Here is a 25,654-nt window from a genome sequence, read left to right as displayed (position 1 = left end):
CGTCAGGCGCGGACCATCGACGGTGCGCCGATGAACTCCATCAGCGCCTGGTTCACCTCGGCGGGATGGGTCCACGGAATGCCGTGCGGGGCGCCCTGCAGCGTGACCAGCCTGCCGTCGGGCAGCATCGGCGCCAACCGCTGACCCGTCTTCGGGTACGGCAGCACGTTGTCCTGGTCACCCTGGATGATCAGCACCGGGACGTCGATGTTCGGAACGTCACCCCGGAAGTCGGTCTGCCAGGCGTCCACCGAGTCGTGGGTGCCCTTCGCCGACGCCTGCGCGCCGATCTGCCAGTGCGCCCGGTAGGCCTCCTCGCTGACCCACCTGCCCTTGTTCTCGCTGTAGTTGAAGAACGCGTCGCAGAACTGGGTCAGGTAGGCGAACCGGTCCGCGATGATCGCCTGCTGGAACCCGTCGAAGAGGCTCTTCTCGACACCCTCCGGGTTGTCCTTCGTCTGCAACAGGTACGGCGCCAACGGCGCCATCAGCACCGCCCGGTCCACCCGGTTCGACCCGTACGCGCCCAGGTAGCGGGTCACCTCACCGGTGCCCATCGAGTGGCCCACCAGGATCGCGTCACGCAGGTCCAACTCGGTCATCAGCACGTCGAGATCGGCGGCGAAGGTGTCGTAGTCGTAACCCATGGCCGGCTGGGCCGAACTGCCGAAGCCCCGCCGGTCGTAGGTGATCACCCGGTACCCGGCCGCGAGCAGCGGACCGGACATCTTCTCCCAGGTCGCCCCGTTGAACGGGAAGCCGTGGATCAGCACGATCGGCTGACCCTGGCCGTGGTCCTCGTAGTACAGGTCGATCGGGGCGGAGTTCTCCGTACCCACGGTGATGAAGGGCATGTCTTCTCCTGATCCGTCGGTGTCGGACGACCCGCGCTTTCCCCGACCGGCCACCGGTATGCCCTCACAGCGCGTACGGCAGGTCCACCACCTGGTCGTCGGTCACCTCGGCGGCCGGTGCCCACGTCTCGTACACGCCCCGTTCGTGGCACTGCGCCCCGGTGTCGAGCACCGCGTCCGGATTCGGTCGGCGCAGCCGCAGCCGCAGCCAGCTTCCCTCCTCCCGGAGCACCAGACACGGCACACCCCGCCACCGGACGTACCGCAGCCGCCGGGCCACCGCGTCCACCGGATACCGGGCCGCCCGGGTCATCGCCAGCACCCGGAACCCGCCGGGCAGATCCGCCACCGCCTCGTACTCGCCGCCCGCGTACCCGCCGACGAGCTGGGTGGAGCGGGGCACCTCACCGGTCGGCACGTACTCCTGGTCGGGGGAGAGCCCCGGCACCGCCGCCAGCAGGTGCCGCCACTGCGGCCCCACCATCCGCAACCAGCCCCGCTGCTCCGCCTGGTAGCTGTAGAGCACCACCTCGGTGCCCTCGGCGGTGTACGCCAACAGGCTGGCGTTGGCGGGCATCGGCAGGTCGGCGAAGTCCCGGGTGACGAACTCGGGGATCAACTGCGCCGAACTCGGTACGAACCCGGTGCCCAGCACCGGCGGGCCGAGCCGCTCCCGGGGCGGCAACCCCAGCAGGCCGCGGTGCGCCTCACCGACCGGCACGTCGTAGTCGCCGGGATCGGCGGCCCGCCACCGCAGCGCGTACCCGACGTCGCTGTCGTCGCCACTGGTGCCGTCGCCGCGCAGCACCGCCAACGCGGCCGGCGTGCGCAGGTGCGCCACGTCGTGCTCGCGGTAGCAGAACCCGTGCGGCAGCCAACCCCGCACGTAGCCGGCGAGCTGCCGGGCGGAGAGCACCTTGACCATCCGGGTGCCCCGCCGGAGCACCGCCGAGCCGCGCACCGCGACCAGCGTCGGGTCGCCGGCCGCCGTCGGCTGCTGGCTGAGCTGGTGCAGGTACGACCAGCCCCGGTCCCGGTGCACCGGCATCAGCAGCGCCGCCTCCGGCTCCTCGACGGGCTCGCCGGCGCCGGTGACCTCGGTGACCTCGGTGACGTGCACGAACCGCCGCCACGGCCAGGGCGAGCCCGGTCGGGGCGCCCACTCGAAGCCCGGTGCCGCCTCGGCGCTGAACAGCTCGTAGGCCGCGCCCCGGGCCAGCTCCTCGGCCGGATGGACCACTCCGCCGTACGTCACGCGCAACCCGGTCCGCTCGGAGGCCGCGTCGCTGGCCCGGTCGGTGACGCTCATCCCGGCGAGGCTAAGCCGGTCAGGTGCCGGCCCGGTGAACAGCCGGTGGCGTCCCGGGAACGCCCCCCGACCCCGGCCGCCGGACCCCACCGCTGCCACGCCGCTCAGGGCCGGTCCCCGGCCGCCGGACCCCACCGCCGCCCAGGGCCGGTCCCGGCCCCCGACGCCGCCCGGAGCCGCCCCGATCCCGCCGCGCCGTCGACCGGGCCGACCGGTCCGGGTCGGTGCGGTCGGGGACGCCGGGTGTGTGATGCTGACCTCGATGACCGGACCGACCGAAACCCGTAAGCAGCGCGCCGCCCGCCGGGCCGGGGAGTTCCCGCCCGCCCCGCCGCCGCTGCCCCGTCCCGTGCTGGACAGCCACACCCACCTCGACATCACCGTCAGCGAGGCCGGGGTGCCCGGCGGGGGCGACGCCGCCGACCCGGTGGCCGCGGCGGTCGAGGTGGCCGCCGCCGTCGGCGTGGACCGGCTGGTCCAGGTCGGCGTGGACGTAGCCTCGTCCCGCTGGGGCGCCGACGTCGCCGACCGGTACCCGGCGGTGCTCGCCACCGTGGCGCTGCACCCCAACGAGGCCCCCCGGCTGGCCGACCTGGACGCCGCGCTGCGCGAGATCGAGACGCTGGCCGCCCGGGACCGGGTCCGGGGCGTCGGCGAGACCGGCATGGACTTCTTCCGCACCGGCGACGACGGTCGGGCCGCCCAGGAGGAGAGCTTCCGGGCGCACATCGCCATCGCCAAGCGGTACGGCAAGGCCCTGGTCATCCACGACCGGGACGCCCACGCCGACGTGCTGCGGATCCTCGACGACGAGGGCGCCCCGGACACGGTGGTGCTGCACTGCTTCTCCGGCGACGCCGACTTCGCCCGCGAGTGCGTCCGCCGGGGTCACCTGCTCAGCTTCGCCGGCACCGTCACCTTCGGCAGCGCCGCCGCGCTACGCGAGGCCGCCGCGCTCACCCCGATCGACCAGCTCCTCGTCGAGACCGACGCGCCCTACCTGACCCCGATGCCGCACCGGGGCCGGCCCAACGCGTCGTACCTGATCCCGCTGACGGTCCGGTCGCTGGCCGAGACCACCGGGACCGACCTCGACGAGCTGTGCGCCGCGATCTCCGCCACCGGCGACCGGGCCTTCGGACCGTGGTGACCGGCCCGGACCCCGCGACTACGCTTCGGGGCGTGACCGGCCTGCTCGGCCCGGCGGAGATCCGGGAACTCGCCGCGCGCCTCGACGTCAACCCGACCAAGAAGCTCGGCCAGAACTTCGTGCACGACCCGAACACCGTCCGCCGGATCGTCACCGCCGCCGGCCTCACCCCCGACGACGTGGCGCTGGAGGTCGGCCCCGGCCTCGGCTCGCTCACCCTGGCCCTGCTGCCCGCCGCCGCCCACCTGCACGCGGTGGAGATCGACCCGGTGCTGGCCGGCGCACTGCCGCAGACTGCCGCCGTCCACGCCGGCCCGGACGCCGCCCGGCTCACCGTGCACCGGGCCGACGCGCTGCGGATCACCGCCGCCGAGCTGGCCGACCCGCCGCCCACCGCGCTGGTGGCGAACCTGCCCTACAACGTCGCCGTGCCGGTGGTGCTGCACCTGCTCGCCGAGCTGCCCAGCCTGCGGCACGGCCTGGTGATGGTGCAGAAGGAGGTCGCCGACCGGCTGGTCGCCGGCCCGGGCTCCAAGGTGTACGGCATCCCGTCGGTCAAGCTCGCCTGGTACGCCCGCTCCCGGGCCGCCGGCCGGGTGCCGCCGAACGTGTTCTGGCCGGTGCCGAACGTCGACTCCGGACTGGTCGCGTTCACCCGGCGCGAACCACCCCGCCACGACGTGCCCCGGCGGGCCGTCTTCGCCGTGGTCGACGCCGCCTTCGCCCAGCGGCGCAAGACGTTGCGGGCGGCGCTGGCCGGCTGGGCGGGCGGCCCGGACCGGGCCGCCGCGGCGCTCACCGCCGCCGGGGTGGACCCCGGTGCCCGCGGGGAGTCGCTCACCGTGGAGCAGTTCGCCGCGATCGCCGCGTCGGCTCCGACGCCCGCGCCCGTCGCACAGTAGGCTGACGCCGTGCCCGCCGGGGGGAGCGCCGCCGCTGCGCGTCCGACCTGGTTGCCGGCCGGTACGCCGCCGGCCGCCGACGCCGCCGAGGAGCTGATCGTGGAGATCCCGTTCGACATCCGCCCGTGCCGGTGGGACGTCACCCGGTGACCGAGGCCTGGCGACCGGACGACGACGACCACCATCGACGGGGCAGCAGCGGCCCGGTCCGGGTCCGGGTGCCCGCGAAGGTCAACCTGCACCTCGGGGTGGGACCGCTGCGCCGGGACGGCTACCACGAGCTGAACACCGTCTACCACGCGATCTCGATCTACGACGAGCTGACCGCCCGCCGGGGCGACACGCTCACCCTGACCATGGAGGGCGAGGGCACCGGCGAGCTGGCCCTGGACGACTCCAACCTGGCCATCCGGGCCGCCCACGCCCTCGCCGGGTACGCCGGGGTGCCGCCGCACGCCCGGCTGCACCTGCGCAAGCAGATCCCGCTCGCCGGTGGGCTGGCCGGCGGCAGCGCCGACGCCGCCGCCGCGCTGGTCGCCTGCGACGCCCTGTGGGGCACCGGACTCTCCCGCGACGAGCTGGCCGGCATCGCCGCCGACCTCGGCTCCGACGTGCCGTTCCTGATCCACGGCGGCACCGCGCTGGGCACCGGCCGGGGCGAGGCGGTCAGCCCGGTGCTGGCCCGCCCCACCTCCTGGCACTGGGTGGTGGCCGTCGCCGACGGCGGCCTGTCCACCCCCGCCGCCTACCGGGAGCTGGACCGGCTGCGCGCCGCCGGCACCGCCGGTGCGCCGCTGGGCAGCACCGACGGGCTGCTCGGCGCGCTGCGCCAACGGGATCCCCGGGTGCTGGCCGGCTGCCTCGGCAACGACCTCCAGGACGCCGCGCTGTCGATGCGCCCGGCCCTGGCCGACACGCTGAAGGCGGGGGAGGCCGCCGGGGCGCTCGCCGGCATCGTCTCCGGCTCCGGCCCGACCTGCGTGTTCCTGGTCCGTGACGCCGCCGACGCGGAACGGGTCGCCGCCGAGGTGGCCGCCGCCGGGGTGTGTCGGGAGACCCGGGTCGCCCACGGCCCGGTCCCCGGCGCCCGCATCGGCTGATCCCGTGCCCCGGGATCGAGATCGACTCCCGTGGGCCGGGGTTGCGGTAGCCGGCGACCGGGAACCCGCAACGTCAGCCCCGATGAGTTGATCAACGCGCCTCGACCTGCTGTTCGAGGCGGTCCGGCCCCGGCTCCGGCCCGGGCGGGTGGGGCGGCGCGGGTGTCCGCGTACCCTTGCCCCAGGCGTCCCGAGGTGCCCGCCGGCACCGGGACGCCTTGATCATGAAAGGTGGGACCGTGGCCAACATCGTCAACCTGGACCGGGTGTCCAAGGGGTACGGCGCCGCCGGGCCGCTGCTCACCGACGTCTCACTCGGCCTCGACGACGCCGACCGGATCGGTGTGGTCGGCCTCAACGGTGCCGGCAAGTCCACCCTGCTGCGGATGCTCACCAAGCAGGAGGACCCCGACGACGGCCGGGTGACCCACCGCCGTGACCTGCGGGTGCTCTGGCTGCCGCAGGCCCTCACCCTGACCCCCGAGGCCACCGTGCGGGACGTGGTGCTCGGCACCGCCTGGCTCGGCCAGAGCATGGGCGCCGAACACGAGTGGGCCGGCGACGCCGGGGTCCGGGCCATCCTCGACGGCCTCGGCATGCCCCACCTCGGCCTCGACCAGCCGGTCGGCCCGATGTCCGGCGGCGAGCGCCGCCGGGTGGCGCTGGCCGCCCTGCTGGTCCGCGAGTCGGACCTGCTCATCCTCGACGAGCCCACCAACCATCTCGACGTCGGTGGCGTCGACTGGCTGGCCCGGCACCTGGTCGGCCGCCGGGGCGCACTCGTCGTGGTCACCCACGACCGGTGGTTCCTCGACGCGGTCTGCACCACCACCTGGGAGGTCGCCGACCAGACCGTCCGCGCCTACGAGGGCGGCTTCGCCGCCTGGACGCTGGCCCGGGCCGAGCGGGAACGGGTCGCCGCCGCCACCGAGGCCCGCCGGCAGAACCTGCTCCGCAAGGAGATCGCCTGGCTGCGGCGCGGCCCACCGGCCCGTACCTCCAAGCCGAAGTTCCGCATCGACGCGGCCAACGCGCTCATCGACGACGTACCGCCGCCGCGCGACACCATGTCGTTGCAGCGGATGGCGACCGCCCGGCTCGGCAAGCAGGTGTACGACCTGGAGCACGTCCGGCTGCACGCCGGGCCGAAGGAGATCCTGCACGACACCACCTGGCAGGTCGGCCCCGGCGACCGGATCGCCATCCTCGGCCGCAACGGCGCCGGCAAGACCACCCTGCTGCGGCTGCTGGCCGGCATCACCCGCGCCGACGACGGCCGGTTCCACACCGGCTCCACCGTCAAGCCGGCGTTCCTCTCCCAGGAACTCGCCGAACTCCCCGGCCACCTGCGCGTCCTGGAGGCCGTCGAGGAGGTCGCCCGCCGGGTGCAGCTCGGCGACCGGGAGATCTCCGCCGCCCAGCTCGCCGAGGTGTTCGGCTTCGACGACCGCCGGCTCTGGACCCCGGTGGGCGACCTCTCCGGCGGGGAGCGCCGCCGGCTCCAGATGCTCCGGCTGCTCGCCGGGGAACCCAACGTGCTCCTGTTCGACGAGCCCACCAACGACCTGGACACCGACACCCTCGCCGCGCTGGAGGACCTGCTCGACTCCTGGCCCGGCACGATCATCGTGGCCAGCCACGACCGCTACCTCATCGAACGGGTCACCGACGCCGCGTACGGGATGTTCGGCGACGGACGGCTGGTGCACCTGCCCGGCGGCGTCGACGAGTACCTGGCCCGCGCCGCCGGACCCGGCCCCGCCCGGACCGCGCCCGGCCCGGCCGCCGCCCCGGCCGCCCCGGCCGGGGGCGGGATGTCCGCCGCCGACGCCCGGCAGGCCCGCAAGGAGCTGACCCGGCTGGAACGGCAGATCGGCAAGCTCGACCAGAAGGAGGCCGCCCTCCTCGACCAGCTCGCCGCGCACGCCACCGACTACGCCCGGGTCGCCGAACTCGACGCGCAGCTCAAGGAGGTACGCGCCGAGCGGGAGCGGAGCGAGGAGACCTGGCTGACCCTGGCCGACGAGATCCCGCCGCTGTAACCCCGAACCGCCCCCGTGTGCGGCGTCACACCCTCGCGTACGGGACAATCGTCGGCGACCCTCACCCGAACGGCGTTGGAGACACAGTCATGGCCCACACCCCCGTCAACCACCCCGCGCGGCCGGTCTACCGGGCGATCGGCGGGCTCCTCGGTCTCTATCTCGTGGTCTTCGGCGTGCTCGGCGTCATCGCCAGCGCCGGCAACGACATTTTCGCCCAGGACGACACCAAGGTTCTCGGTCAGGGCACCAACCTCGGCTTCTCGCTGCTGTCCGTGCTGTTCGGGGTGGTCATCCTGGCCGGCACGGTGATCGGCCGCAACCTCGACGTGGCGATCAACCAGTGGCTGTCCTACACCCTGATGGTGATCAGCCTGGCCGGGCTGGCCTTCCTCCAGACCGACGCCAACGTGGCCAACTTCAGCATCCTCACGGTGATCGTGCTGATGACCCTCAGCCTCGTCCTGCTGATGGTCGGCATGTACGGCAAGGTCGGCACCGACGACGAGAAGGAAGCCTGGCAGAAGGCCCGCCTGGTGCTCTGACCCGTACCCGCGGGCAGGCCGGGTGCCTGGCGTTTCGCCCACGCCGGACGGCGGGACGGGGGACAATTCTCCCGATATCGCGTCCACGTGCAGGAGGGGCCATGGCGCACTTCCCGGTCAACCACCCGGCCCGCCCGCTGTACCGGGTCTTCGCCGGCCTCGTCGGCCTCTACATCCTGGTCTTCGGCGTCTGGGGCGTGGTGCAGACCTGGGGCGAGCCGCTGTTCGCCAGGGGCAGCCACTGGGCGCTGGGCCTGCGCACCAACCTGGCGTTCTCGCTGGTCTCGGTGGTCTTCGGGCTCGTCCTGATCATCGGGGCCTCCCGGCGCGGCAACCTCGGCCACGTCATGAACCTCACCGCCGGGGTGGTCTTCATGGTCACCGGTATCGCGATGATGAGCGTGCTCCAGACCCGCGCCAACATCCTCAACTTCTCCATGTCGACGGTGATCGTCTCGCTGCTGTTCGGGCTGCTGCTGCTCGCCACCGGCCTGTACGACAAGATCGGCACCGACGAGCACGCCGAACGGGAGCGGGCCGACCGCCTCCACCCGGCCCGCTGACCGGCCCGCCGCTCGTCCTGCTGCCCCGGTGTCCGGCTCACCCGGTGCCCAGCTGCCGCTTGCCCGGCTCTCCCGGTGCCCGGCCCGCCCGGGCCACACCGGTCAGCCGGGCCTGCGTACCGTGATCAACCCCGGCTCGGCCTCCAGATGGGACAGGCCGTTCCAGGCCAGGTTCACCAGGTGCGCCGCCACCGTCTCCTTGCCCGGCCTGCGGACCTCCAGCCACCAGCGGCCGGTCAGTGCCACCATGCCCACCAGCGCCTGCGAGTACAGCTCGGCCAGCTTCGGGTCGTAGCCCCGGCTGGAGAACTCGGCCCCCAGGATGTGCTCCACCTGGTGCCCCACGTCGTTCATCACGCTGCTGAAGTTGCCGGTCGCCGACATCAACGGCGACTCCCGCACCAGCACCCGGAACCCGCTGGTCTCCTCCTCGATGTAGCCCAGCAGGGCCAGTGCGGCCTGCTCCAGCAACTCGCGGGGGTCACCCGCTGTCAAGGCGGTGGTGATCCGGTCCAGCAGGGCCCGCACCTCGCGGTCGACGACCACCGCGTACAGGCCCTCCTTGCCGCCGAAGTGTTCATAGATGACCGGCTTGGAGACCCGCGCCCGCGCCGCCACCTCCTCGATCGAGGTCGCGTCGAAGCCCTTCTCGGCGAAGACCTGCCGACCGATCGCGATCAGCTGCTCGCGACGCTGTGCGGCCGACATCCGTACCCGGGACGCCGGTTTCGCGCCCGCCGCCGGCACCGACCGTCGTCGCGCGCCGGGGTTGTCCCCGCCCGGGGTCTGGGCCATCTCGTCACCTCGCCGGCGCTCGGTGACGCCCTGTCGTGGAATGCTCCGGTCGTGCCCGTCCGTCTCGGTCACCCGGCCATCCTGCCAGGTGGATCCCCGCGGCACCGCCGGCTTCGCTGCGCACCGGCTTCCCCGGGATGATGTCGTACGGGTGTTCTAATCTTCCGGCCATGACCGATCCGACGGCCGCCGAGGTGCGCCGGCTGCGCGCCGGGGAGGGACTCTCCGTCCGCCAGATCCAGGCCCGCACCGGTCTCGGCCGCAACCGGGTGTACGCGCTGCTGCGCGGCGTCCCGCCACCGGCGTGGACCCGGCGGCCGACCGCCAAGGACGAGCTGCGCACGGCGGCGGTGGCGCTGCGCGGCGAGGGCCGCTCGGTCGACGACATCGCGGCCCGGTTGGGGGTGGCGAAGTCGACCGCCTACCTCTGGGTCAGGCACCTCCCCCTCGACCCGGACGACGATGCCGCCCGGGAACGTCGGCGGGCGCGGGCCAGGACGATGGCGGACAGCCGGTGGGCAGCGCACCGGGCCGCGCGCGACGCCGCCCAGGAGCAGGTACGAACCCAGATGCGGGAGCTGGTGGGTCAGCTCGGCGACCGCGAGGTGCTGCTGCTCGGTGCGGCCCTCTACTGGTGCGAGGGCACCAAGTCCAAACCCTGGCGCCGCCACGACCACGTACAGTTCGTCAACACCGATGCCCGGCTACTGCGGTTGTTCCTCCGCTTCCTCGCTGCCTGCGGGGTCGACCGGAGTGTTCCCACCTACCGGGTGAGCATCCACGAGTCGGCCGACGTCGCGGCGGCGGAACGCTGGTGGGTCACGACCCTTGAGCTGCCGGCTGACCGGTTCCGGCGGGCCACCCTCAAGCGTCATCGGCCGACGACCCGCCGCAACACCGGCGAGGACTACCACGGTTGCCTGGTCATCGACGTGCCGAAGAGCCGGGAGCTGTACTGGAAGATCGAGGGCATCGTGGCGGCACTCACCGGGGAGATCACATAGGGGTGGGGGCGGCCTCGGTGGAGGCGCTAAGCTGTCTTGCGTCACATTCGGCCGTGGTGTAATTGGCAACACCCGGGTCTTTGGTACCCGTATTTCAGGTTCGAACCCTGGCGGCCGAGCCGTCTGTCGTGTTTTCCGTCGATCGGGGTAAGGGGCCAGGTGTCCCCGCAGTCTGGTTAGCATGGCGGCGAGACTGTCGCCTTCCCTGACGGGAGCCCACCCGTGTCCCAGCCCCACCGCCGTACCGTCGTCGTGCTCGCCGCGGGGGAGGGCAAGCGGATGAAGTCGGCGCTGCCCAAGGTGCTGCACCCACTGCTCGGCCGTACCCTGCTGGGCCACGTGCTGGCGGCGGCCGGGCCGCTGCGCGCGGACCGCACCGTGGTAGTGGTCGGGCACGGGGCGGACCAGGTCCGCGCCCACCTGGCCGAGGTCGCCCCGGACGCCACCGGAGTCCTCCAGGCCGAGCAGCTCGGCACCGGGCACGCGGTGCGGATCGCGCTGGACGCCGTACCGGACGCCACCGGCACCGTCGTGGTGATCAACGGTGACGTCCCGCTGCTGCGGACCGGGACGGTGGAGGCGCTGGTCGCGGCGCACGAGGGTGAGGGGGCGGCGGCCACGGTGCTCGCCGCCGAGGTGCCCGACCCGACCGGGCTGGGGCGGATCGTCCGGGACGCCGCCGGCCGGCTGGAGCAGATCGTGGAGGAGCGCGACGCGACCCCGGCCCAGCGGGCGCTCCGGGAGATCAACGCCGGCATCTACGCCTTCGACCTGGCCCGGCTCCGGGCCGCGCTGGGCAAGCTCTCCACCGACAACGACCAGGGTGAGGAGTACCTCACCGACGTCTTCGGGCTGCTCTTCTCGGCCGGTGAGCCGGTCGGCGTGCACGTGGCCGCCGACCACGTCGAGACGTTGGGCTGCAACGACCGGGTGGAGCTGGCCGGGTTGCGTGGGCTGCTGCGGGACCGGGTGAACGAGGCCTGGATGCGGACCGGGGTGACGATCCTGGACCCGGCGACCACCTGGATCGACGTGACGGTCAGTGTCGGGCGGGACGCGGTGCTCGACCAGAACACCCAGCTGCGGGGGGCCACGGTGGTGGGTGCCGAGGCGGTGGTCGGGCCGGACGTGACGCTGGTCGACACGGTGGTGGGTCCGGCGGCGACCGTGCTGCGCAGCCACGCGGTGGGCGCCGAGGTGGGACCGGGTGCCAGCGTCGGCCCGTACGCGTACCTGCGGCCGGCGGCGCGGCTGGCCGAGAAGGCGAAGGTGGGCACCTTCGTCGAGGTGAAGAACTCCGACGTGGGGCCGGGCGCGAAGGTGCCGCACCTGTCGTACGTGGGGGACGCGACGATCGGGGCGAGGGCCAACATCGGCGCGGCGACGATCTTCGTGAACTACGACGGGGTGAACAAGCACCGCACGGTGGTCGGTGACGGTGCGTTCGTCGGCTGTGACACCAACCTGATCGCCCCGGTCGAGGTGGGCGCGGGGGCGTACGTGGCGGCGGGCAGCGCGCTCAGCCAGGACGTGCCGCCGGGGGCGTTGGGGGTGACCCGGGCGCCGCAGCGCAACATCGAGGGCTGGGTGCTGCGTAACCGGGCGGGGACGGTCTCCGCGCGGGCTGCCGAGCAGGCCCGGGCCGCTGCCGAGGGTGCGTCGGACGGTTCGTCGTCGACAAGCGAAGGTGAGGCAATCCACGGGGGTGCCGAGGCGGTGTGAGGGTCGCCGGGGTCGGGGCATACTGCAACCGAATAGCCCCGGCCCACCGCCGCCGGGCACCACCGACCAACGGGAGCAGACGAGCCCATGGGTAGCATCGTGGCCGAAAACCGCAAGAGCCTGATGCTCTTCTCCGGACGTGGCTTTCCGGAGTTGGCCAAGGAGATCGGTGAGGTGCTCGGTGTAGCGCCGACCCCTTCCGACGCGTACGAGTTCGCCAACGGGGAGATCTTCGTCCGGTTCCGGGACTCGGTACGTGGTTCGGACGCCTTCGTGGTCCAGTCCGTCACACACGGGGTCAACACCTGGGTCATGGAGACCCTGATCATGATCGACGCGTTGAAGCGGGGCTCCGCGAAGCGGATCACCGTGGTGCTGCCGTTCTACCCGTACTCCCGGCAGGACAAGAAGCACCGCGGCCGGGAGCCGATCTCGGCCCGGTTGGTGGCGGACCTGCTCAAGACGGCCGGGGCGAACCGGATTCTCACCGTGGACCTGCACACCGCGCAGATCCAGGGTTTCTTCGACGGCCCGGTGGACCACCTGTTCGCGATGGACATCCTCGCCGAGTACGTGGAGCGCAAGTTCGCCGGTCGGCCGATGACCGTGGTGGCGCCGGACTCGGGCCGGGTGCGGGTGGCGGAGCGGTGGACGGACCGGCTCGGCGGCTGCCCGCTGGCGTTCATCCACAAGACCCGGGATCCGATGAAGCCGAACCAGGTGGTGGCGAACCGGGTGGTCGGCGAGGTCGAGGGGCGGGTCTGCCTGATCGTCGACGACATGATCGACACCGGTGGGACGATCACCAAGGCGGCGGACATCCTCAAGGAGTCCGGCGCGGCGGAGATCGTGGTGGCCTCCACCCACGCCCTGCTCTCCGACCCGGCGACCGAGCGGTTGAAGAACAGCCCGGTCACCGAGGTGGTGGTGACCAACACGCTGCCCCTGCCGCCGGAGAAGCAGTTGGACAAGCTCACCGTGCTGTCGATCGCGCCGCTGCTGGCGCGGGCGATCCGGGAGGTCTTCGACGACGGGTCGGTGACCACCCTCTTCGGCGGGCTCAGCTGACGCCCCGACCGGGGTGCCGCGTCGGCCGGTCGGCGGCGACCGGGCCGGCGCCGACACGCCGGTCGCCGCCGACCGGGCCGGCGCCGGGACGCGGGGCGGCGGCGCGAGACGGGGACTGCCGGAGAGCCCGGAAAGACCTCGGGTAGACTGGTGCGGTTGCCACGGCGAGGGTGCCCGGCGGGTCGCTGAGAGAGCGCCGCACGGAGGCACCGTCATCGACGCGGTGCTCCGGGCAGTCGTTCATGACGCATGAGCCCCAAGCGAGCCCCTCGCCCAGCACCGCCAGACGACAAGCCGCCGTAGCGTTAGCATCAGGAGTTTTCCCGTGTCCGAGGTAAAGATCAGCGCCGAGCCCCGTACGGAGTTCGGCAAGGGTGGTGCCCGTCGTACCCGCCGAGCCGGCAAGGTGCCCGCTGTGCTGTACGGCCACGGCGAGAAGCCCAAGCACATCGCGCTGCCGGCGCGGGAGTTCGCCGCCGCCATCCGTAAGGGCGGCGCCAACCAGCTCTTCGCGATCGAGGTCAGCGACGGCACCCAGGTGCTGGCGCTGCCGAAGGCGATCCAGCGTGACCCGATCCGGGACAGCTTCGAGCACGTGGACCTGCTGCTGGTCCGTCGGGGCGAGAAGGTCACCGTCGAGGTCCCGGTCCAGCTGACCGGTGAGGCCGCGCGGGACACCCTGATCGTGCACGACCACGACACCCTCTCGGTGACCGCCGACGCCACCAAGGTGCCGGACCACCTGGAGGCGTCGATCGAGGGGCTGGAGGCCGGCAGCCAGGTCACCGCCGCCGACGTCGAGCTGCCCACGGGTGTCGAGTTGGCGGCCGACGCGGAGCAGACGGTCGCCTCGGTGACCGCCGCCCCCACCGCCGAGCAGCTCGAGGCCACCCTCCCGGAGGTCGAGACCCCCGAGGAGACGGAGGCCACCGAGGCCGCCGAGGGTGCGGAGGCCGCCGAGACCCCGGCCGCCGAGGGCGCCGAGAACGCCGAGGCGAAGACCGAGGCCTGATCGGCCGCATCGTTTCACGGCAGGCGCTCCCGTCGCGGGGGCGCCTGTCGGCGTATCGGGGCACCGACGGTGAGGGGAGATACGGGACGTGACGGACGAGACGGGGCCGTGGCTGGTGGTCGGCCTGGGTAATCCGGGTCGGGAGTACACAGGGAACCGGCACAATGTCGGCTTCATGGTCGCCGAGTTGCTCGCCGTACGGCTGGGCGCGCGGTTCGGCCGGTACAAGCGGGTGGTGGCGGACGTCGCCGAGGGGCGGATCGGTTTCGGCGGCCCGAAGGTGGTGCTGCTCAAGCCGCAGACGTACATGAACCTGTCGGGGGGGCCGGTGGCCGCGCTGGCGCAGTTCCACAAGATCCCGGCCGACCGGGTGATCGCCATCCACGACGAACTGGACATCCCGTACGGGCAGGTGCGGGTGAAGCTGGGCGGTGGCGAGGGCGGGCACAACGGTCTGCGTTCGATGTCGAAGTCGTTGGGGACGAAGGAGTATGCCCGGGTGCGGTTCGGCATCGGCCGGCCGCCGGGGCGGCAGGATCCGGCGGACTTCGTGCTGTCGGACTTCGGCGCGGCGGAGCGCAAGGAGTTGGCGTTCCTGGTGGACCGGGCCGCCGACGTGGTGGAGTCGGTGGTCACCAAGGGTGTCGAGCCGACCCAGAACGCGTATCACGGGGCCTGAGGCGCGGGGGCGTACTCGGAGCGCGGTGGGGGTGCCGGTAGTCTGCGGCTTCTGACGTGGCCCGACCCCCGCGCGGGCCGTGGTGCGGCGACGGGAGCGAGTTCGTGGGCAGTCCTCCGATGATCGACGGCGCGTTCGCCAGATGGCTGGCGGACCGGGCCGGGCAGGCCCTGGTGGAGCTTCGCGCCGAGCTGGGGTTCGCGGACGCCGGGGCGTTGAAGTCGGCCGGGGACAAGGTCTCGCACGATCTGATCCGCAGCGAGCTGGCGAAGTGGCGGCCCGGTGACGCCGTCCTCTCCGAGGAGGACGAGGGGTCGCGGCTGGTGGGCGCCGTCGGCGGGGTGTCCCGGCTGACCGCCGACCGGGTGTGGATCATCGATCCGTTGGACGGTACCCGGGAGTTCTCCGAGCCGGGGCGGTCCGACTGGGCGGTGCACGTGGCGCTCTGGGCGCGCAACGCGCCGTCGCCGCACGGGCTGGTGGCGGGGGCGGTGGGCCTGCCGGCGCAGCACCGGGTGCTGGCCACGGACTACCCGCCGGCGTACCCGCCGATGACGGTGGAGGCGGCCACCTCGGGGGCCCGTACGCTGCGGTTGGCGGCGAGTCGGAGCCGGCCGCCGGCCTTCCTCACCGCGCTGGCCGACGACGTGGGGGCGCAGTTGGTGCCGATGGGTTCGGCGGGGGCGAAGATCGCGGCGGTGGTGACCGGGGACGTGGACGCCTACATCCACGCGGGTGGCCAGTACGAGTGGGACTCGGCGGCGCCGATCGCTGTGGCGACGGCCACCGGCCTGCACGCTTCCCGAATCGACGGTTCTGCGCTGAGATACAACGAGGCGGATCCGCGCCTGCCGGACCTGCTGGTCTGCCGCAAGGATCTCGCCAGCCGGTTGCTTGCAGCGTTGCAGAGACATTCCGGGTAGCCTGAGCGCTGTTTTTGATTTGTCCGCCGGAAAGGTCTGGAATCCATGAACGGATCCGTGCCGATCGAGCCCGTGGCATGAGCGCCCCCACGCACTCCTACCAGGTCTCCCACCTCGACGCCCTGGAGGCGGAGAGCATCTTCGTGATGCGTGAGGTGGTCGCCGAGATGGAGCGGCCGGTGCTGCTCTTCTCGGGTGGCAAGGACTCGATCGTGATGCTCCGGTTGGCGCAGAAGGCGTTCGCTCCGGCGAACATCCCGTTCCCGGTGATGCACGTCGACACCGGGCACAACTTCCCCGAGGTCCTCGACTACCGCGACCAGCGGGTCACCGAGCTGGGCCTGCACCTGATCGTGGCGAGCGTGCCCGACGCCCTCGCGGCCGGGACGGTCCGTGAGTCGGCCGACGGGATGCGCAACCGGATCCAGACGCCGGTGTTGTTGGACGCGGTGGAGAAGCACCGGTTCGACGCGTTGTTCGGTGGGGCGCGGCGGGACGAGGAGAAGGCGCGGGCGAAGGAGCGGGTGTTCTCGTTCCGGGACGAGTTCGGGCAGTGGGATCCGAAGAACCAGCGGCCGGAGTTGTGGTCGTTGTACAACGGGCGGCATCATCCGGGTGAGTCGATCCGGGTGTTCCCGTTGTCGAACTGGACCGAGTTGGACATCTGGCACTACATCGCGCGGGAGCGGGTGCCGTTGCCGTCGATCTACTACGCGCACGACCGGGAGGTCGTCGAACGCGACGGCATGTTCTACGCGGTCAACGAGTTCTTCACCCCCCGGGTCGGCGAGGAACCCTTCACCGCCCGGGTCCGGTACCGCACGGTCGGCGACGCCTCCTGCACGGCGGCGGTCCGCTCGGACGCCGACACGGTGGACAGGGTGATCGAGGAGGTGGCCGCGACGCGGATCACCGAGCGGGGCGCGACCCGGGGCGACGACCGGGTCAGCGAGGCCGCCATGGAGGACCGCAAGCGGGAGGGCTACTTCTGATGAGCACCGAGACGGTGTCGCCCGAGGTCGAGGCCCGACCGATGGACCTGTTGCGGTTCGCCACGGCCGGGAGTGTGGACGACGGTAAGTCGACCCTGATCGGGCGGCTGCTCTACGACACGAAGTCCCTGTTCACCGACCAGTTGGCGGCGGTGGAGGCGGTCAGCGCGGCCCGGGGCGACGAGTACACCAACCTGGCGTTGCTCACCGACGGTCTGCGGGCCGAGCGGGAGCAGGGCATCACGATCGACGTGGCGTACCGCTACTTCGCCACCCCGAGGCGGAAGTTCATCATCGCCGACACCCCGGGGCACATCCAGTACACCCGGAACATGGTGACGGGGGCGTCGACGGCGGATCTGGCGTTGATCCTGGTGGACGCGCGGAAGGGGCTGGTGGAGCAGTCCCGGCGACACGCGTTCCTGTGCTCGCTGCTGCGGGTTCCGCACCTGGTGCTGTGCGTCAACAAGATGGACCTGGTCGACTTCTCCCAGGAGGTCTTCGAGCAGATCGCCGACGAGTTCACCGCGTTCGCCGCGAAACTCGACGTACCGGACCTGACCGTGGTGCCGGTGTCGGCGTTGCAGGGCGACAACATCGCCACCCGCTCGGAGAACATGCCCTGGTACGAAGGCCCCTCCCTGCTGCACCACCTCGAACGGGTACACATCGCCTCCGACCGCAACCTGGTCGACGTCCGGTTCCCCGTGCAGTACGTGATCCGCCCCCAGTCGACCACGGTCACCGACTACCGCGGCTACGCCGGTCAGGTCGCCTCCGGCGTCCTCAAGCCCGGCGACGAGGTGATGGTCCTGCCCTCCGGGTTCACCAGCCGGATCAGCGCCATCGAGACCGCCGACGGACCCGTCGACGAGGCGTTCCCCCCGATGTCGGTCACCGTCCGCCTCACCGACGAGATCGACATCTCCCGCGGCGACATGATCTGCCGACCCAACAACGCCCCCACCGTCTCGCAGGACATCGAGGCGATGGTCTGCTGGATGGACGAGACCCGGCCCCTCCAGGTCGGCGGCAGGTACACCATCAAGCACACCACCCGGACGGCGCGGACGATCGTGCGCGGTCTGTACTACCGCCTGGACATCAACACCCTGCACCGCGACGAGACCGCCGGTGAGCTGCGGCTCAACGAGATCGGCCGGGTCCGACTGCGCACCACCGTGCCGCTGCTCGCCGACGAGTACCGCCGCAACCGCACCACCGGCGGCTTCATCATCATCGACGAGGCCACCAACCGTACGGTAGCCGCCGGCATGATCGTCGACACCGCCTGAACCCCCACCCACCCCTCAACTCCTCCGGCCTGGTCCCGGTCTGGCCCCGGTCTTGGTCCCGGCCCGGCCTGGTCCCGGCCCGGCCTGGTCCCGGCCCGGCCTGGTCCCGGCCCGGCCTGGTCCCGGCCCGGCCTGGTCCCGGTCTTGGCCCGGTGATCAAGAGGTTTAGGTCAATCTTGCGGACGAGATTGACCTAAACCTCTTGATCACCCGCCAACCCCACCCGGTGATCCTCCACCCCGGCCCACCCCACCCCGCCCCACCGCGGAAGGGCGTGATCGGCTCGGTGATCAAGAGGTTTATGTCGGGATGTGAACGTGGGGTTGACCTAAACCTCTTGATCACCGTGCCCAGCCGTGCCCGTGCCCAGCCGTGCCCGTGCCCAGCCGTGCCCGTGCCCAGTCGTGCCCGTGCCGTGCCCAGTCGTGCCCGTGCCGTGCTCGTGCTCAGCCGGGTTGGTTGGGGTGGGCGCAGGCGGGCTGGGTGCTGTCGGGGCGGGGGTGGTGGGGGAACCGGGGAGTCAGGGGAGGCGGGTGGTGCCGGGGGCGGGGAGGACGGTGAGGGTGGTGGGGGTGGGGAAGCCGCGCTCGGCGTACGCGGTCGTGACGGCCGCCGCCACCGCCTCCGAGTGGTCCGTCTCGACCAGGGCCAGGACGCAGCCGCCGAAGCCGCCGCCGGTCATCCGGGCACCGAGCGCGCCGGCCGCGAGCGCCGCCTCGACGGCGGTGTCGACCTCGGGGACGGTGATCTCGAAGTCGTCCCGCATGGAGGCGTGCGAGGCGGTCAGCAGCGGCCCGATCTCGGGCACCCGGCCGGCGCGCAGCAGGGCGACGGTGTCGAGTACCCGCTGGTTCTCGGTGACCACGTGCCGGACCCGGCGTCGGGTCTCGTCGTCGGGCAGCCGGCCGAGGGCGTCGTCGAGGTCGGCGGCCGGTACGTCGCGCAGTGCGGGCACCCCGAGCAGGGCGGCGGCGCGTTCGCAGGCGGCCCGGCGGGAGGCGTACTCACCGTCGGCGTGCCGGTGCGGGGCGCGGCTGTCGATCACCAGGATGGCCAGGCCGGCGGCGTCCAGGTCGAACGGGATGTGTTCGACGGACTCGTCGCGGCAGTCGAGGAAGAGGGCGTGGCCGGCGCGGCAGCGGATCACCGCGGACTGGTCCATGATCCCGGTGGGTGCGCCGACGTAGGCGTTCTCGGCGCGCTGGGCCAGCCGGGGCCGGCGCCCGGTGGGCAGGTCGAGCCCGGCCAGGTCGACCAGGGCGGTGAGCACCGCGGCCTCCAGCGCCGCCGACGAGGAGAGCCCGGAGCCGAGCGGCACGTCCGAGGCGATCGCCAGCCGGGCGCCGGGGACGGCGTATCCGGCCTCGCGCAGGGCCCAGACCACTCCGGCGACGTAGCCGCCCCAGCCGGTGACCCGGCCGGGGGTGTCGACCTCGGCGGCGCCGAAGTCGACCGGCTGGTCGGCGATCTCCGACCGGACCGTCCAGTGTTCGTCGGGCCGGGGGCTGGCGGCGACCACGGTACGCAGCGGGAGGGCGAAGGGGAGCACGAATCCGTCGTTGTAGTCGGTGTGCTCGCCGATCAGGTTGACCCGTCCGGGTGCGGCCCAGCGGCCTGCCGGCTGTTCGTCGTACCCGGAGCGGAAGGCGGCGGTGGCGCGGTCGGCGACGTCGGTCGTGGCCGGGGCGGCGGCCGGTCCGTCCGCTGCGGGCGTCACGACTGCCCCAGCACGTGCGTGCGGTAGAACGCCCAGGCGTCGCCCACCATGTCGGTGAGGGTCGGCTTCTCGGGCACCCAGCCGAGTTCCTGGCGGGCCAGGTCGGCGGAGGCGACGAGTTCGGCCGGGTCGCCCTCGCGGCGGGGGGCGGTCTCGACCGGCACCGGGTGGCCGGTGACCTCGCGGACCACGTCGACGACCTGGCGGTTGGTGAAGCCGCTGCCGTTGCCGAGGTTGTAGATGCGGTGCCGGCCGGGCACGGCGGCGGTGAGGGCCAGCAGGTGGGCGCGGGCGAGGTCCTCGACGTGGATGTAGTCGCGGACGCAGGTGCCGTCGACGGTGGGGTAGTCGTCGCCGAAGAGCTGGAGTTTCTCCCGGCGGCCGGCGGCGACGTCGAGGGCGATGGGGATGAGGTGGGTCTCCGGGTCGTGCCGTTCGCCGATGGCGAGCCCGTCGCGCAGGTACGCCCCGGCGACGTTGAAGTAGCGCAGTGAGACGGCGGCCAGGTCGTGTGCGGTCGCCTCGGAGGTGAGCACCAGGTCGACGGCGAGTTTGGTGGCGCCGTACGTGTTGGTGGGGGCCTTGACGGCGGTCTCCGGGATGGGCAGCTCGACCGGGTTGCCGTAGACGGCGGCGGTGGAGGAGAAGACCAGGCGCGGCACCCGGGCGGCCCGGACGGCGTCGACCAGCGCGATCGAGCTGACCGTGTTGGCGTGCCAGTACGCCTCGGGGCGGACCATCGACTCACCGGCGGCGATCAGCGCGGCGAAGTGCAGCACCCCGTCGTAGCCGGCGTCCGGGGTGAGCACCTGGGCGGCTTCGTGCACCGGCAGGTCGACGTGGGTGGCGTCGGGGGCCAACGCGGCCCGGTGGCCGGTGCGCAGGTCGTCCAGGACGGTCACCCGGTGGCCGGCGTCGAGCAGCATCCGGGTCACCACGCTGCCGATGAACCCGGCACCGCCGGTGACGAGCAGTTTCACGTCGGTCCTCCTGCCTGGCCGCGCCCGCTGCGGCCGTTCGTGATCACCCTACGGCCGGGTGCTGTCGCCGCGCTGTGCGTCGTGGATGGCCACCATTCCATCATGAACCTTCATGATTGAACAGATCCGCACATTGCCCACGCCCGGTGACCGGCGGTCCTACCATCACTTCCATGCGGGAGGCGGGTGGTCCCGGGGCCGGCCCCAGGAGACGTACGCCGGCACGGAGCCGGCGCGCACCCGGGCCGGTGGCCCGCGGTGTCGCCCGGTTGGTCGTGCGGGCCGCCGACGGGGCCACCCGGCTGGTCACCGGTCTGCTCGGCGCGAGCCCCGCCGCCGGGCGGGAACGGATCAGCGAACACGAGCTGCGCGACCTGGTCGCCGCCAACACCGTCATCGATCCGGACGAGCGGCGGATCATCGACGAGGTGCTGGTCGCCGGGGCCAGTCTGGTCCGCGAGGTGATGATGCCCCGCACCGAGGTGGTCTTCCTCGCCGCCGGGCTGACCCTCGCCGAGGCGGAACGGCTGGTCCGGATGGAGCCGCACACCCGATATCCGGTGGTCGACGGCACCCACGACGACGTGGTCGGCTTCATCCACCTGCGGGACGTGCTGCTCCGCCCCGACCTGGACCCGACCACCACGGTGGGCCGGCTGAGCCGGGAGGTCAAGCGGCTGCCCGGCAGCAAGCGGGTGCTCGCCGCGCTCACCGAGATGCGCCGCGAGGGCCACCACCTCGCCGTGGTGGTCGACGAGTACGGCGGCACGGCCGGCATCGTCACCTGCGAGGACCTGATCGAGGAGCTGGTCGGGGAGATCTACGACGAGCACGCCGGCCCGCCCGAACCGGCGTCCGCCGGCCTGCCGGCCGTGGTGGACGGTCGGCTCAACCTGGCCGACTTCGCCGAGCGGACCGGGGTGCCGCTGCCCGTCGGCCCGTACGAGACGGTCGGCGGATACCTGATGGCGGCCCTCGGCCGGCTGCCGGTCGCCGGGGACGAGGTTCCGGTCGGCTCGTCGGACGATCCACCGCCGACGGAACCGGCCGACGGGTGGCTGCTGCGGGTGCTCGCCCTCGACGGCCGTCGGGTCTCCCGGGTCGCGGTCTCCGCCGCCCGCCTGCCGGAGCCGCGCCGCGGGGTGACCGCTCCCGCCGAGCCGCCGGGACGCGGGGTCACCGCCCCGGCGGGAGGCGAGGTCACCGCCCCGGCGGGGCCGGCGGCGAGTCGACCCGCCGGCCCGTCATGACGTACCCGGGGCGTTGCTGACAGAATTGCCGTCATGTCCGACGTTCCCTCCCGTCCCCGCGTCTTCTCCGGTATCCAGCCGACGGCCGACTCGTTCCATCTCGGCAACTACCTGGGCGCGGTACGGCACTGGGTGGCGTTGCAGGACACCCACGAGGCGTTCTACTGCGTGGTCGACCTGCACGCGATCACCGCCGGGCACGACCCGGCGGTGCTCCGGCAGCGCACCCGGGTGGCCGCCGCGCAGCTCTTCGCGGTCGGCATCGACCCGGACCGCAGCGCGCTGTTCGTCCAGTCGCAGGTGCCCGAGCACGCGCAACTGGCCTGGGTGCTGGGGTGCATCACCGGCTTCGGCGAGGCGAGCCGGATGACCCAGTTCAAGGACAAGTCGCAGAAGCAGGGCAGCGACCGGTCCAGCGTCGGGCTGTTCACCTACCCGATCCTCCAGGCCGCCGACATCCTGCTCTACCAGGCCGACGCGGTGCCGGTCGGCGAGGACCAGCGGCAGCACCTGGAGCTGTCCCGCGATCTGGCCCAGCGGTTCAACTCGCTGTTCGGGCCGACCTTCACGGTGCCCGCCCCGCACATCGTCAAGGACACCGCCAAGATCACCGACCTGCAGGAGCCGACGGCGAAGATGTCGAAGTCGTCGTCCTCGCCGGCCGGGATCATCGACCTGCTGGAGGACCCGGCCCGCTCGGCCAAGAAGATCCGCTCGGCCGTCACCGACACCGGTCGGGAGATCGTCTTCGACACGGCCACCAAGCCCGGGGTGTCCAACCTGCTCACCATCCACTCCGCGCTCTCCGGCCGGAGCATCGACGACCTGGTGGCCGCGTACGCGGGCCGGGGCTACGGCGATCTCAAGAAGGACCTCGGTGAGGTGGTCCGCGAGTTCGTCACCCCGATCCAGGAGCGCACCCGGGCCTACCTCGACGACCCGGCCCAGCTCGACAAGCTGCTCGCCGCGGGTGCGGAGAAGGCCCGCGCGGTCACCGCGCCGACCCTGCGGACAGCGTACGAGCGGGTCGGGTTCCTCGCGCCGGTCCACTTCGAGTAGCGGTGGGCGGGGCGGCGGTACGGGTCGGTACGACGGGCGGAGGGGTGGCGCGGAGCGTGGACCGCAGGGACGGGGTTCCGGTGACCGGCGAGACCATCCAGATCGGGATCGCGGTGGACATCCCGCAGCCCTGGGGTGAGCTGCTCACCCGACGCCGGGTGCAGACAGGTGATCCGCAGGTCGTCCCGGCGCACGTGACCCTGCTCGGCCCGACCGAGATCCCGCTGGAGGCGCTGGACGCGGTCGAGACGCACCTGGCCGAGGTCGCCGCCGCCCACCTGCCGTTCACCCTGCACCTGCGGGGCACCGGTACGTTCCGGCCGGTGACCCAGGTGGTCTTCGTCGCGGTGGCGGCCGGGATCAGCGAGTGCGAGCTGCTCGCCGCGGCCATCAACGCCGCGCCCGCCCTGCGCCGGGAGCTGCGCTTCCCCTACCATCCGCACGTCACCGTCGCCCAGGACGTCGCCCCCGAGGCGCTGGACCGGGCGTACGAGGATCTCGCCGACTTCTCGGCGATGTTCGAGGTGGAGGGGTTCACCCTCTTCTCGCACAGCGGGCAGACCCGGTGGCAGCCGCGCCGGGACTTCCGGCTCGGCGGCTGACCGTCCACCGGGGTCCGGTTGGTCGGCACCGGTGACGACAGATCGGCGAGGATGACGTGGTGGACGCGTGGGACCGGTGGACCGCCGGCATGGACCGCCGGTTCACCGTGGCCCGGCACCGGTGGCCCCGGCTCGACCACGTCTGGCGGGCGGTGGACCTCTACGGCGAGGTGCTGGGCGGCCGGCTGGCCGCCGCCATCGCGTACTACGGCTTCTTCGCGGTCTTCGCCCTCGCCCTGGTCGCCTACTCGGTCTTCGGGGCGATCCTCGAGGACAACGACGAGGTCTCCGACGCGGCGGCCGAGTTCCTGCGGGACAACCTGCCCTTCCTCGACCCCCGGCAGATCGCCGAGAGCAGCAACGCCGTCGGGGTGGTGGGCCTGGTCATCCTGGTCTTCACCGGGATCGGCTGGGTGGAGGCGATCCGGTCGTCGCAGCGGTTGATGTACGGCTTCAACCAGCAGCCGGGCAACCTGGTGGTCCGCCGGCTGGTGGACCTGGGTGTGCTGCTGCTGGTCTTCGTGATGCTCGGTGTCTCGGTGGCGGCCGTGGACGCGCTGGAGTCGGTGCTGCGGTTCCTGCTGCGGGCCACCGGCTCGGTGGGGCTGACCACCGTCAGCGCCGTGCTCAGCGTGCTGGTCAACGCGGTGCTGGCGACGGCGCTGCTGGTGGCGGTGCCCCGGCTGCGGATGAGCCGGCGGCGGCTGCGGCCGGTGGTGCTGCTGGTGGCGGTCGGGATCACGCTGCTCAACACGGTGGGGCGGTTCTACATCGTGCGGACCGAGCGGAACCCGGCGTACGCGGTGGTGGCCGGCGCGGTGGCGGTGCTGCTCTACCTGTACCTGCTCAACCAGCTGGTGCTCTTCGGTGCCGCGCTCGCCGCCACCAGCCGGCACGGCCGGGTGGTGGACCTCTCCGAGGGGGCGGTGATGCGGCAGGTCAACGTCGAGGCCGACGTCGACACCGAGACCGATCCGGGTACGCCGGGAGGAGCGGGCTGATGTCGATCGAGATCGACCCGGAGTCGACGGTGCCCCCGTACGAGCAGGTGCGTTCGCAGCTCGCCGCGATGATCGGGGACGGGCGGCTGGCGGTGGGCACCCGGCTCGCCCCGGTCCGGCAGTTCGCCGCCGAGCTGGGGCTGGCGGTGAACACGGTGGCCCGCGCCTACCGGGAGTTGGAGTCGGCCGGGCTGGTGCAGACCCGGGGGCGGCACGGCAGCTTCGTCGCCCCGGGGCGGGACGACGCGGCGGACCGGTTGCACCGGGCGGCGACCCGGTACGCCGAGGAGGCGGCCCGGCTGGGCGTGCCCGCCGACCGGGCGCTGGCCCTGGTCCGGTCCGCGCTGGGCGTCCCGCCGCCGACCGGTTCCGGGCCGCCGCAGGGCTGACGGTCGTCGGGTGACCGGTCGCCGGGTGGCTGACGGCGTCGGGTGGCTGACGGTCGCCGGAAAAGATGAACGGGGGCGGATGCCGCCGCGGGCTCCGGTCACGCTGCCGATGATGAACCGGTGGGCGCACTCGTGACGCTGGACCTGCCGGACGACTCCCCGCTGCTCGGCCTGCCCTGGATCATCACGGTCGGCCCGCTCGCCGACCCGGCGGAGTGGGAGCCGGTGGTCTGCGGGCCGTACGAGCGTCCGCACGCGCTGGCGCTGGCCGAGGCGGTGGTGGCCGACGAACAGTTGATGGCGGTGGTCGAGCCGCTGGTGCCGGCGCTGTCCGCCGAGGAGATCCGGGGCGAGGTCGCCGCCGCGCAGCTCGCCGCCGACGACGAGGCGGCGGGGATCGAGGCGGCCGACCTCTACGGGGACTTCGAGCAGGTCCTGGACGAGCAGGACGACGGGCCGGGGGAGTCGTGGGCGACGGCCACCGTCGGGGCGACGTCGCCGGAGCCGCTGCCGGTCCCGACCGAGGAGCAGGTCCGGGCGGGCTTCGGGCGGATCGCCGGGCTGCTGCGCGCACGGTGACGGCGCCACCGGCTCGCCGGCCCGGCGGAGCACCCGTGGCGCGACCGGCATCCGGTGGCGCGAGGGGGAATCCGGTGGGCTGCCCGTGGCGGGACCGGTATCCGGTGGCGCACCGGTGGCCC

The 25,654-nt window shown here is 72.8% G+C and carries 26 protein-coding genes and 1 tRNA gene; 22 read left to right on the top strand and 5 right to left on the bottom strand.

Annotated features, from left to right (window positions below):
* Positions 1 to 2: 2 nt before the first annotated feature.
* Both GA0070623_RS14555 and GA0070623_RS14550 read right to left on the bottom strand, forming a co-directional pair.
* Complete coding sequence (locus tag GA0070623_RS14555) at positions 3 to 854, bottom strand: alpha/beta fold hydrolase (protein ID WP_067307141.1); 852 nt, start codon at positions 852 to 854, stop codon at positions 3 to 5.
* A 64-nt stretch (positions 855 to 918) separates the two neighbouring features.
* Positions 919 to 2,163 (bottom strand): hypothetical protein, encoded by a 1,245-nt coding sequence (locus tag GA0070623_RS14550; RefSeq protein ID WP_067307144.1) that lies wholly within the window; start codon positions 2,161 to 2,163, stop codon positions 919 to 921.
* A gap of 250 nt (positions 2,164 to 2,413) precedes the next feature.
* Between GA0070623_RS14550 and GA0070623_RS14545 the strand changes: the two genes are divergently transcribed.
* The 7 genes from GA0070623_RS14545 (at position 2,414) to GA0070623_RS14520 (ending at position 8,465) form a co-directional block, all read left to right on the top strand.
* Entirely contained in the window at positions 2,414 to 3,313 is a 900-nt protein-coding gene (locus GA0070623_RS14545) for a TatD family hydrolase (protein WP_067307147.1), read from the top strand.
* A gap of 32 nt (positions 3,314 to 3,345) precedes the next feature.
* Entirely contained in the window at positions 3,346 to 4,215 is an 870-nt protein-coding gene (gene rsmA / locus GA0070623_RS14540) for a 16S rRNA (adenine(1518)-N(6)/adenine(1519)-N(6))-dimethyltransferase RsmA (RefSeq protein WP_067307150.1), read from the top strand.
* A 9-nt stretch (positions 4,216 to 4,224) separates the two neighbouring features.
* Complete coding sequence (locus GA0070623_RS29985) at positions 4,225 to 4,365, top strand: hypothetical protein (RefSeq protein WP_157517523.1); 141 nt, start codon at positions 4,225 to 4,227, stop codon at positions 4,363 to 4,365.
* Positions 4,362 to 5,315 (top strand): 4-(cytidine 5'-diphospho)-2-C-methyl-D-erythritol kinase, encoded by a 954-nt coding sequence (locus GA0070623_RS14535; RefSeq protein ID WP_067307153.1) that lies wholly within the window; start codon positions 4,362 to 4,364, stop codon positions 5,313 to 5,315. The genes GA0070623_RS29985 and GA0070623_RS14535 overlap by 4 nt, the downstream gene beginning before the upstream one ends.
* 239 nt (positions 5,316 to 5,554) lie before the next feature.
* Complete coding sequence (locus tag GA0070623_RS14530) at positions 5,555 to 7,357, top strand: ABC-F family ATP-binding cassette domain-containing protein (RefSeq protein WP_067307156.1); 1,803 nt, start codon at positions 5,555 to 5,557, stop codon at positions 7,355 to 7,357.
* Between the two features lie 89 nt (positions 7,358 to 7,446).
* On the top strand, positions 7,447 to 7,902 hold the full coding sequence (locus GA0070623_RS14525; RefSeq protein WP_067307159.1) for a DUF4383 domain-containing protein: 456 nt from the start codon (positions 7,447 to 7,449) through the stop codon (positions 7,900 to 7,902).
* 101 nt (positions 7,903 to 8,003) lie between these two features.
* Positions 8,004 to 8,465, top strand: coding sequence for a DUF4383 domain-containing protein (locus GA0070623_RS14520; RefSeq protein ID WP_067307162.1), 462 nt, complete (start codon positions 8,004 to 8,006; stop codon positions 8,463 to 8,465).
* Positions 8,466 to 8,567: 102 nt separating this feature from the next.
* Here the strand turns inward: GA0070623_RS14520 and GA0070623_RS14515 are convergent, their stop codons facing one another.
* A complete protein-coding gene (locus GA0070623_RS14515; protein WP_067307187.1) occupies positions 8,568 to 9,260 on the bottom strand; it encodes a TetR/AcrR family transcriptional regulator in 693 nt (230 codons plus the stop codon).
* A 170-nt stretch (positions 9,261 to 9,430) separates the two neighbouring features.
* On the opposite strand from GA0070623_RS14515, the gene GA0070623_RS14510 reads away from it, so the two are divergent.
* From GA0070623_RS14510 to cysN, 9 genes are all read left to right on the top strand, one after another.
* Positions 9,431 to 10,264, top strand: a complete 834-nt coding sequence (locus tag GA0070623_RS14510) for a helix-turn-helix domain-containing protein (protein WP_067307165.1) — start codon at positions 9,431 to 9,433, stop codon at positions 10,262 to 10,264.
* Positions 10,265 to 10,311: 47 nt separating this feature from the next.
* Positions 10,312 to 10,383, top strand: a tRNA-Gln gene (locus tag GA0070623_RS14505).
* A gap of 103 nt (positions 10,384 to 10,486) precedes the next feature.
* Positions 10,487 to 11,986: a bifunctional UDP-N-acetylglucosamine diphosphorylase/glucosamine-1-phosphate N-acetyltransferase GlmU gene (gene glmU, locus GA0070623_RS14500; protein WP_084261267.1), complete on the top strand. Its 1,500-nt coding sequence runs from the start codon at positions 10,487 to 10,489 to the stop codon at positions 11,984 to 11,986.
* A gap of 87 nt (positions 11,987 to 12,073) precedes the next feature.
* Entirely contained in the window at positions 12,074 to 13,054 is a 981-nt protein-coding gene (locus GA0070623_RS14495; RefSeq protein WP_067307168.1) for a ribose-phosphate diphosphokinase, read from the top strand.
* A gap of 325 nt (positions 13,055 to 13,379) precedes the next feature.
* Positions 13,380 to 14,066, top strand: coding sequence for a 50S ribosomal protein L25/general stress protein Ctc (locus GA0070623_RS14490; protein WP_067307171.1), 687 nt, complete (start codon positions 13,380 to 13,382; stop codon positions 14,064 to 14,066).
* Between the two features lie 88 nt (positions 14,067 to 14,154).
* On the top strand, positions 14,155 to 14,745 hold the full coding sequence (gene pth / locus GA0070623_RS14485; protein ID WP_067307174.1) for an aminoacyl-tRNA hydrolase: 591 nt from the start codon (positions 14,155 to 14,157) through the stop codon (positions 14,743 to 14,745).
* 119 nt (positions 14,746 to 14,864) lie between these two features.
* Entirely contained in the window at positions 14,865 to 15,668 is an 804-nt protein-coding gene (locus GA0070623_RS14480) for a 3'(2'),5'-bisphosphate nucleotidase CysQ (protein ID WP_067307177.1), read from the top strand.
* Between the two features lie 77 nt (positions 15,669 to 15,745).
* Positions 15,746 to 16,660, top strand: coding sequence for a sulfate adenylyltransferase subunit CysD (gene cysD / locus GA0070623_RS14475; protein ID WP_089004053.1), 915 nt, complete (start codon positions 15,746 to 15,748; stop codon positions 16,658 to 16,660).
* The gene (gene cysN, locus GA0070623_RS14470; RefSeq protein WP_089004052.1) at positions 16,660 to 17,955 is read left to right on the top strand and encodes a sulfate adenylyltransferase subunit CysN; all 1,296 of its coding nucleotides are present in this window, start codon (positions 16,660 to 16,662) and stop codon (positions 17,953 to 17,955) included. Before cysD ends, cysN begins: the two co-directional genes overlap by 1 nt.
* Positions 17,956 to 18,475: 520 nt before the next feature.
* Here cysN and galK read toward each other — a convergent pair.
* Both galK and galE read right to left on the bottom strand, forming a co-directional pair.
* Positions 18,476 to 19,672: a galactokinase gene (galK, locus tag GA0070623_RS14465; protein WP_067309513.1), complete on the bottom strand. Its 1,197-nt coding sequence runs from the start codon at positions 19,670 to 19,672 to the stop codon at positions 18,476 to 18,478.
* Positions 19,669 to 20,598, bottom strand: a complete 930-nt coding sequence (galE, locus tag GA0070623_RS14460; protein WP_231932833.1) for a UDP-glucose 4-epimerase GalE — start codon at positions 20,596 to 20,598, stop codon at positions 19,669 to 19,671. The genes galK and galE overlap by 4 nt, the downstream gene beginning before the upstream one ends.
* A 227-nt stretch (positions 20,599 to 20,825) precedes the next feature.
* Between galE and GA0070623_RS14455 the strand changes: the two genes are divergently transcribed.
* The 6 genes from GA0070623_RS14455 to GA0070623_RS14430 all read left to right on the top strand — a co-directional run bounded on the left by GA0070623_RS14455 (position 20,826) and on the right by GA0070623_RS14430 (position 25,532).
* The gene (locus tag GA0070623_RS14455; protein ID WP_084261356.1) at positions 20,826 to 21,902 is read left to right on the top strand and encodes a hemolysin family protein; all 1,077 of its coding nucleotides are present in this window, start codon (positions 20,826 to 20,828) and stop codon (positions 21,900 to 21,902) included.
* A gap of 33 nt (positions 21,903 to 21,935) precedes the next feature.
* Complete coding sequence (gene trpS, locus GA0070623_RS14450; RefSeq protein WP_067309519.1) at positions 21,936 to 22,961, top strand: tryptophan--tRNA ligase; 1,026 nt, start codon at positions 21,936 to 21,938, stop codon at positions 22,959 to 22,961.
* A 2-nt stretch (positions 22,962 to 22,963) separates the two neighbouring features.
* Entirely contained in the window at positions 22,964 to 23,563 is a 600-nt protein-coding gene (locus tag GA0070623_RS14445) for a 2'-5' RNA ligase family protein (RefSeq protein WP_067309522.1), read from the top strand.
* An 89-nt stretch (positions 23,564 to 23,652) separates the two neighbouring features.
* Positions 23,653 to 24,564 carry a YhjD/YihY/BrkB family envelope integrity protein gene (locus tag GA0070623_RS14440; RefSeq protein WP_089004322.1) on the top strand — a complete coding sequence of 304 codons (912 nt, stop codon included), beginning with the start codon at positions 23,653 to 23,655 and terminating at the stop codon, positions 24,562 to 24,564.
* Positions 24,564 to 24,953, top strand: coding sequence for a GntR family transcriptional regulator (locus GA0070623_RS14435; protein ID WP_067309525.1), 390 nt, complete (start codon positions 24,564 to 24,566; stop codon positions 24,951 to 24,953). Before GA0070623_RS14440 ends, GA0070623_RS14435 begins: the two co-directional genes overlap by 1 nt.
* 120 nt (positions 24,954 to 25,073) lie before the next feature.
* Positions 25,074 to 25,532, top strand: a complete 459-nt coding sequence (locus GA0070623_RS14430) for a hypothetical protein (RefSeq protein WP_067309528.1) — start codon at positions 25,074 to 25,076, stop codon at positions 25,530 to 25,532.
* The last annotated feature ends 122 nt before the right edge of the window (positions 25,533 to 25,654 follow it).

The sequence above is a fragment of the Micromonospora rifamycinica genome, from assembly GCF_900090265.1.
GTDB classification, from domain to species: Bacteria; Actinomycetota; Actinomycetes; order Mycobacteriales; family Micromonosporaceae; genus Micromonospora; species Micromonospora rifamycinica.
The sequence above is the reverse complement of the archived record's forward strand: the minus strand, read 5'-3'. Positions and strand labels throughout refer to the sequence as shown.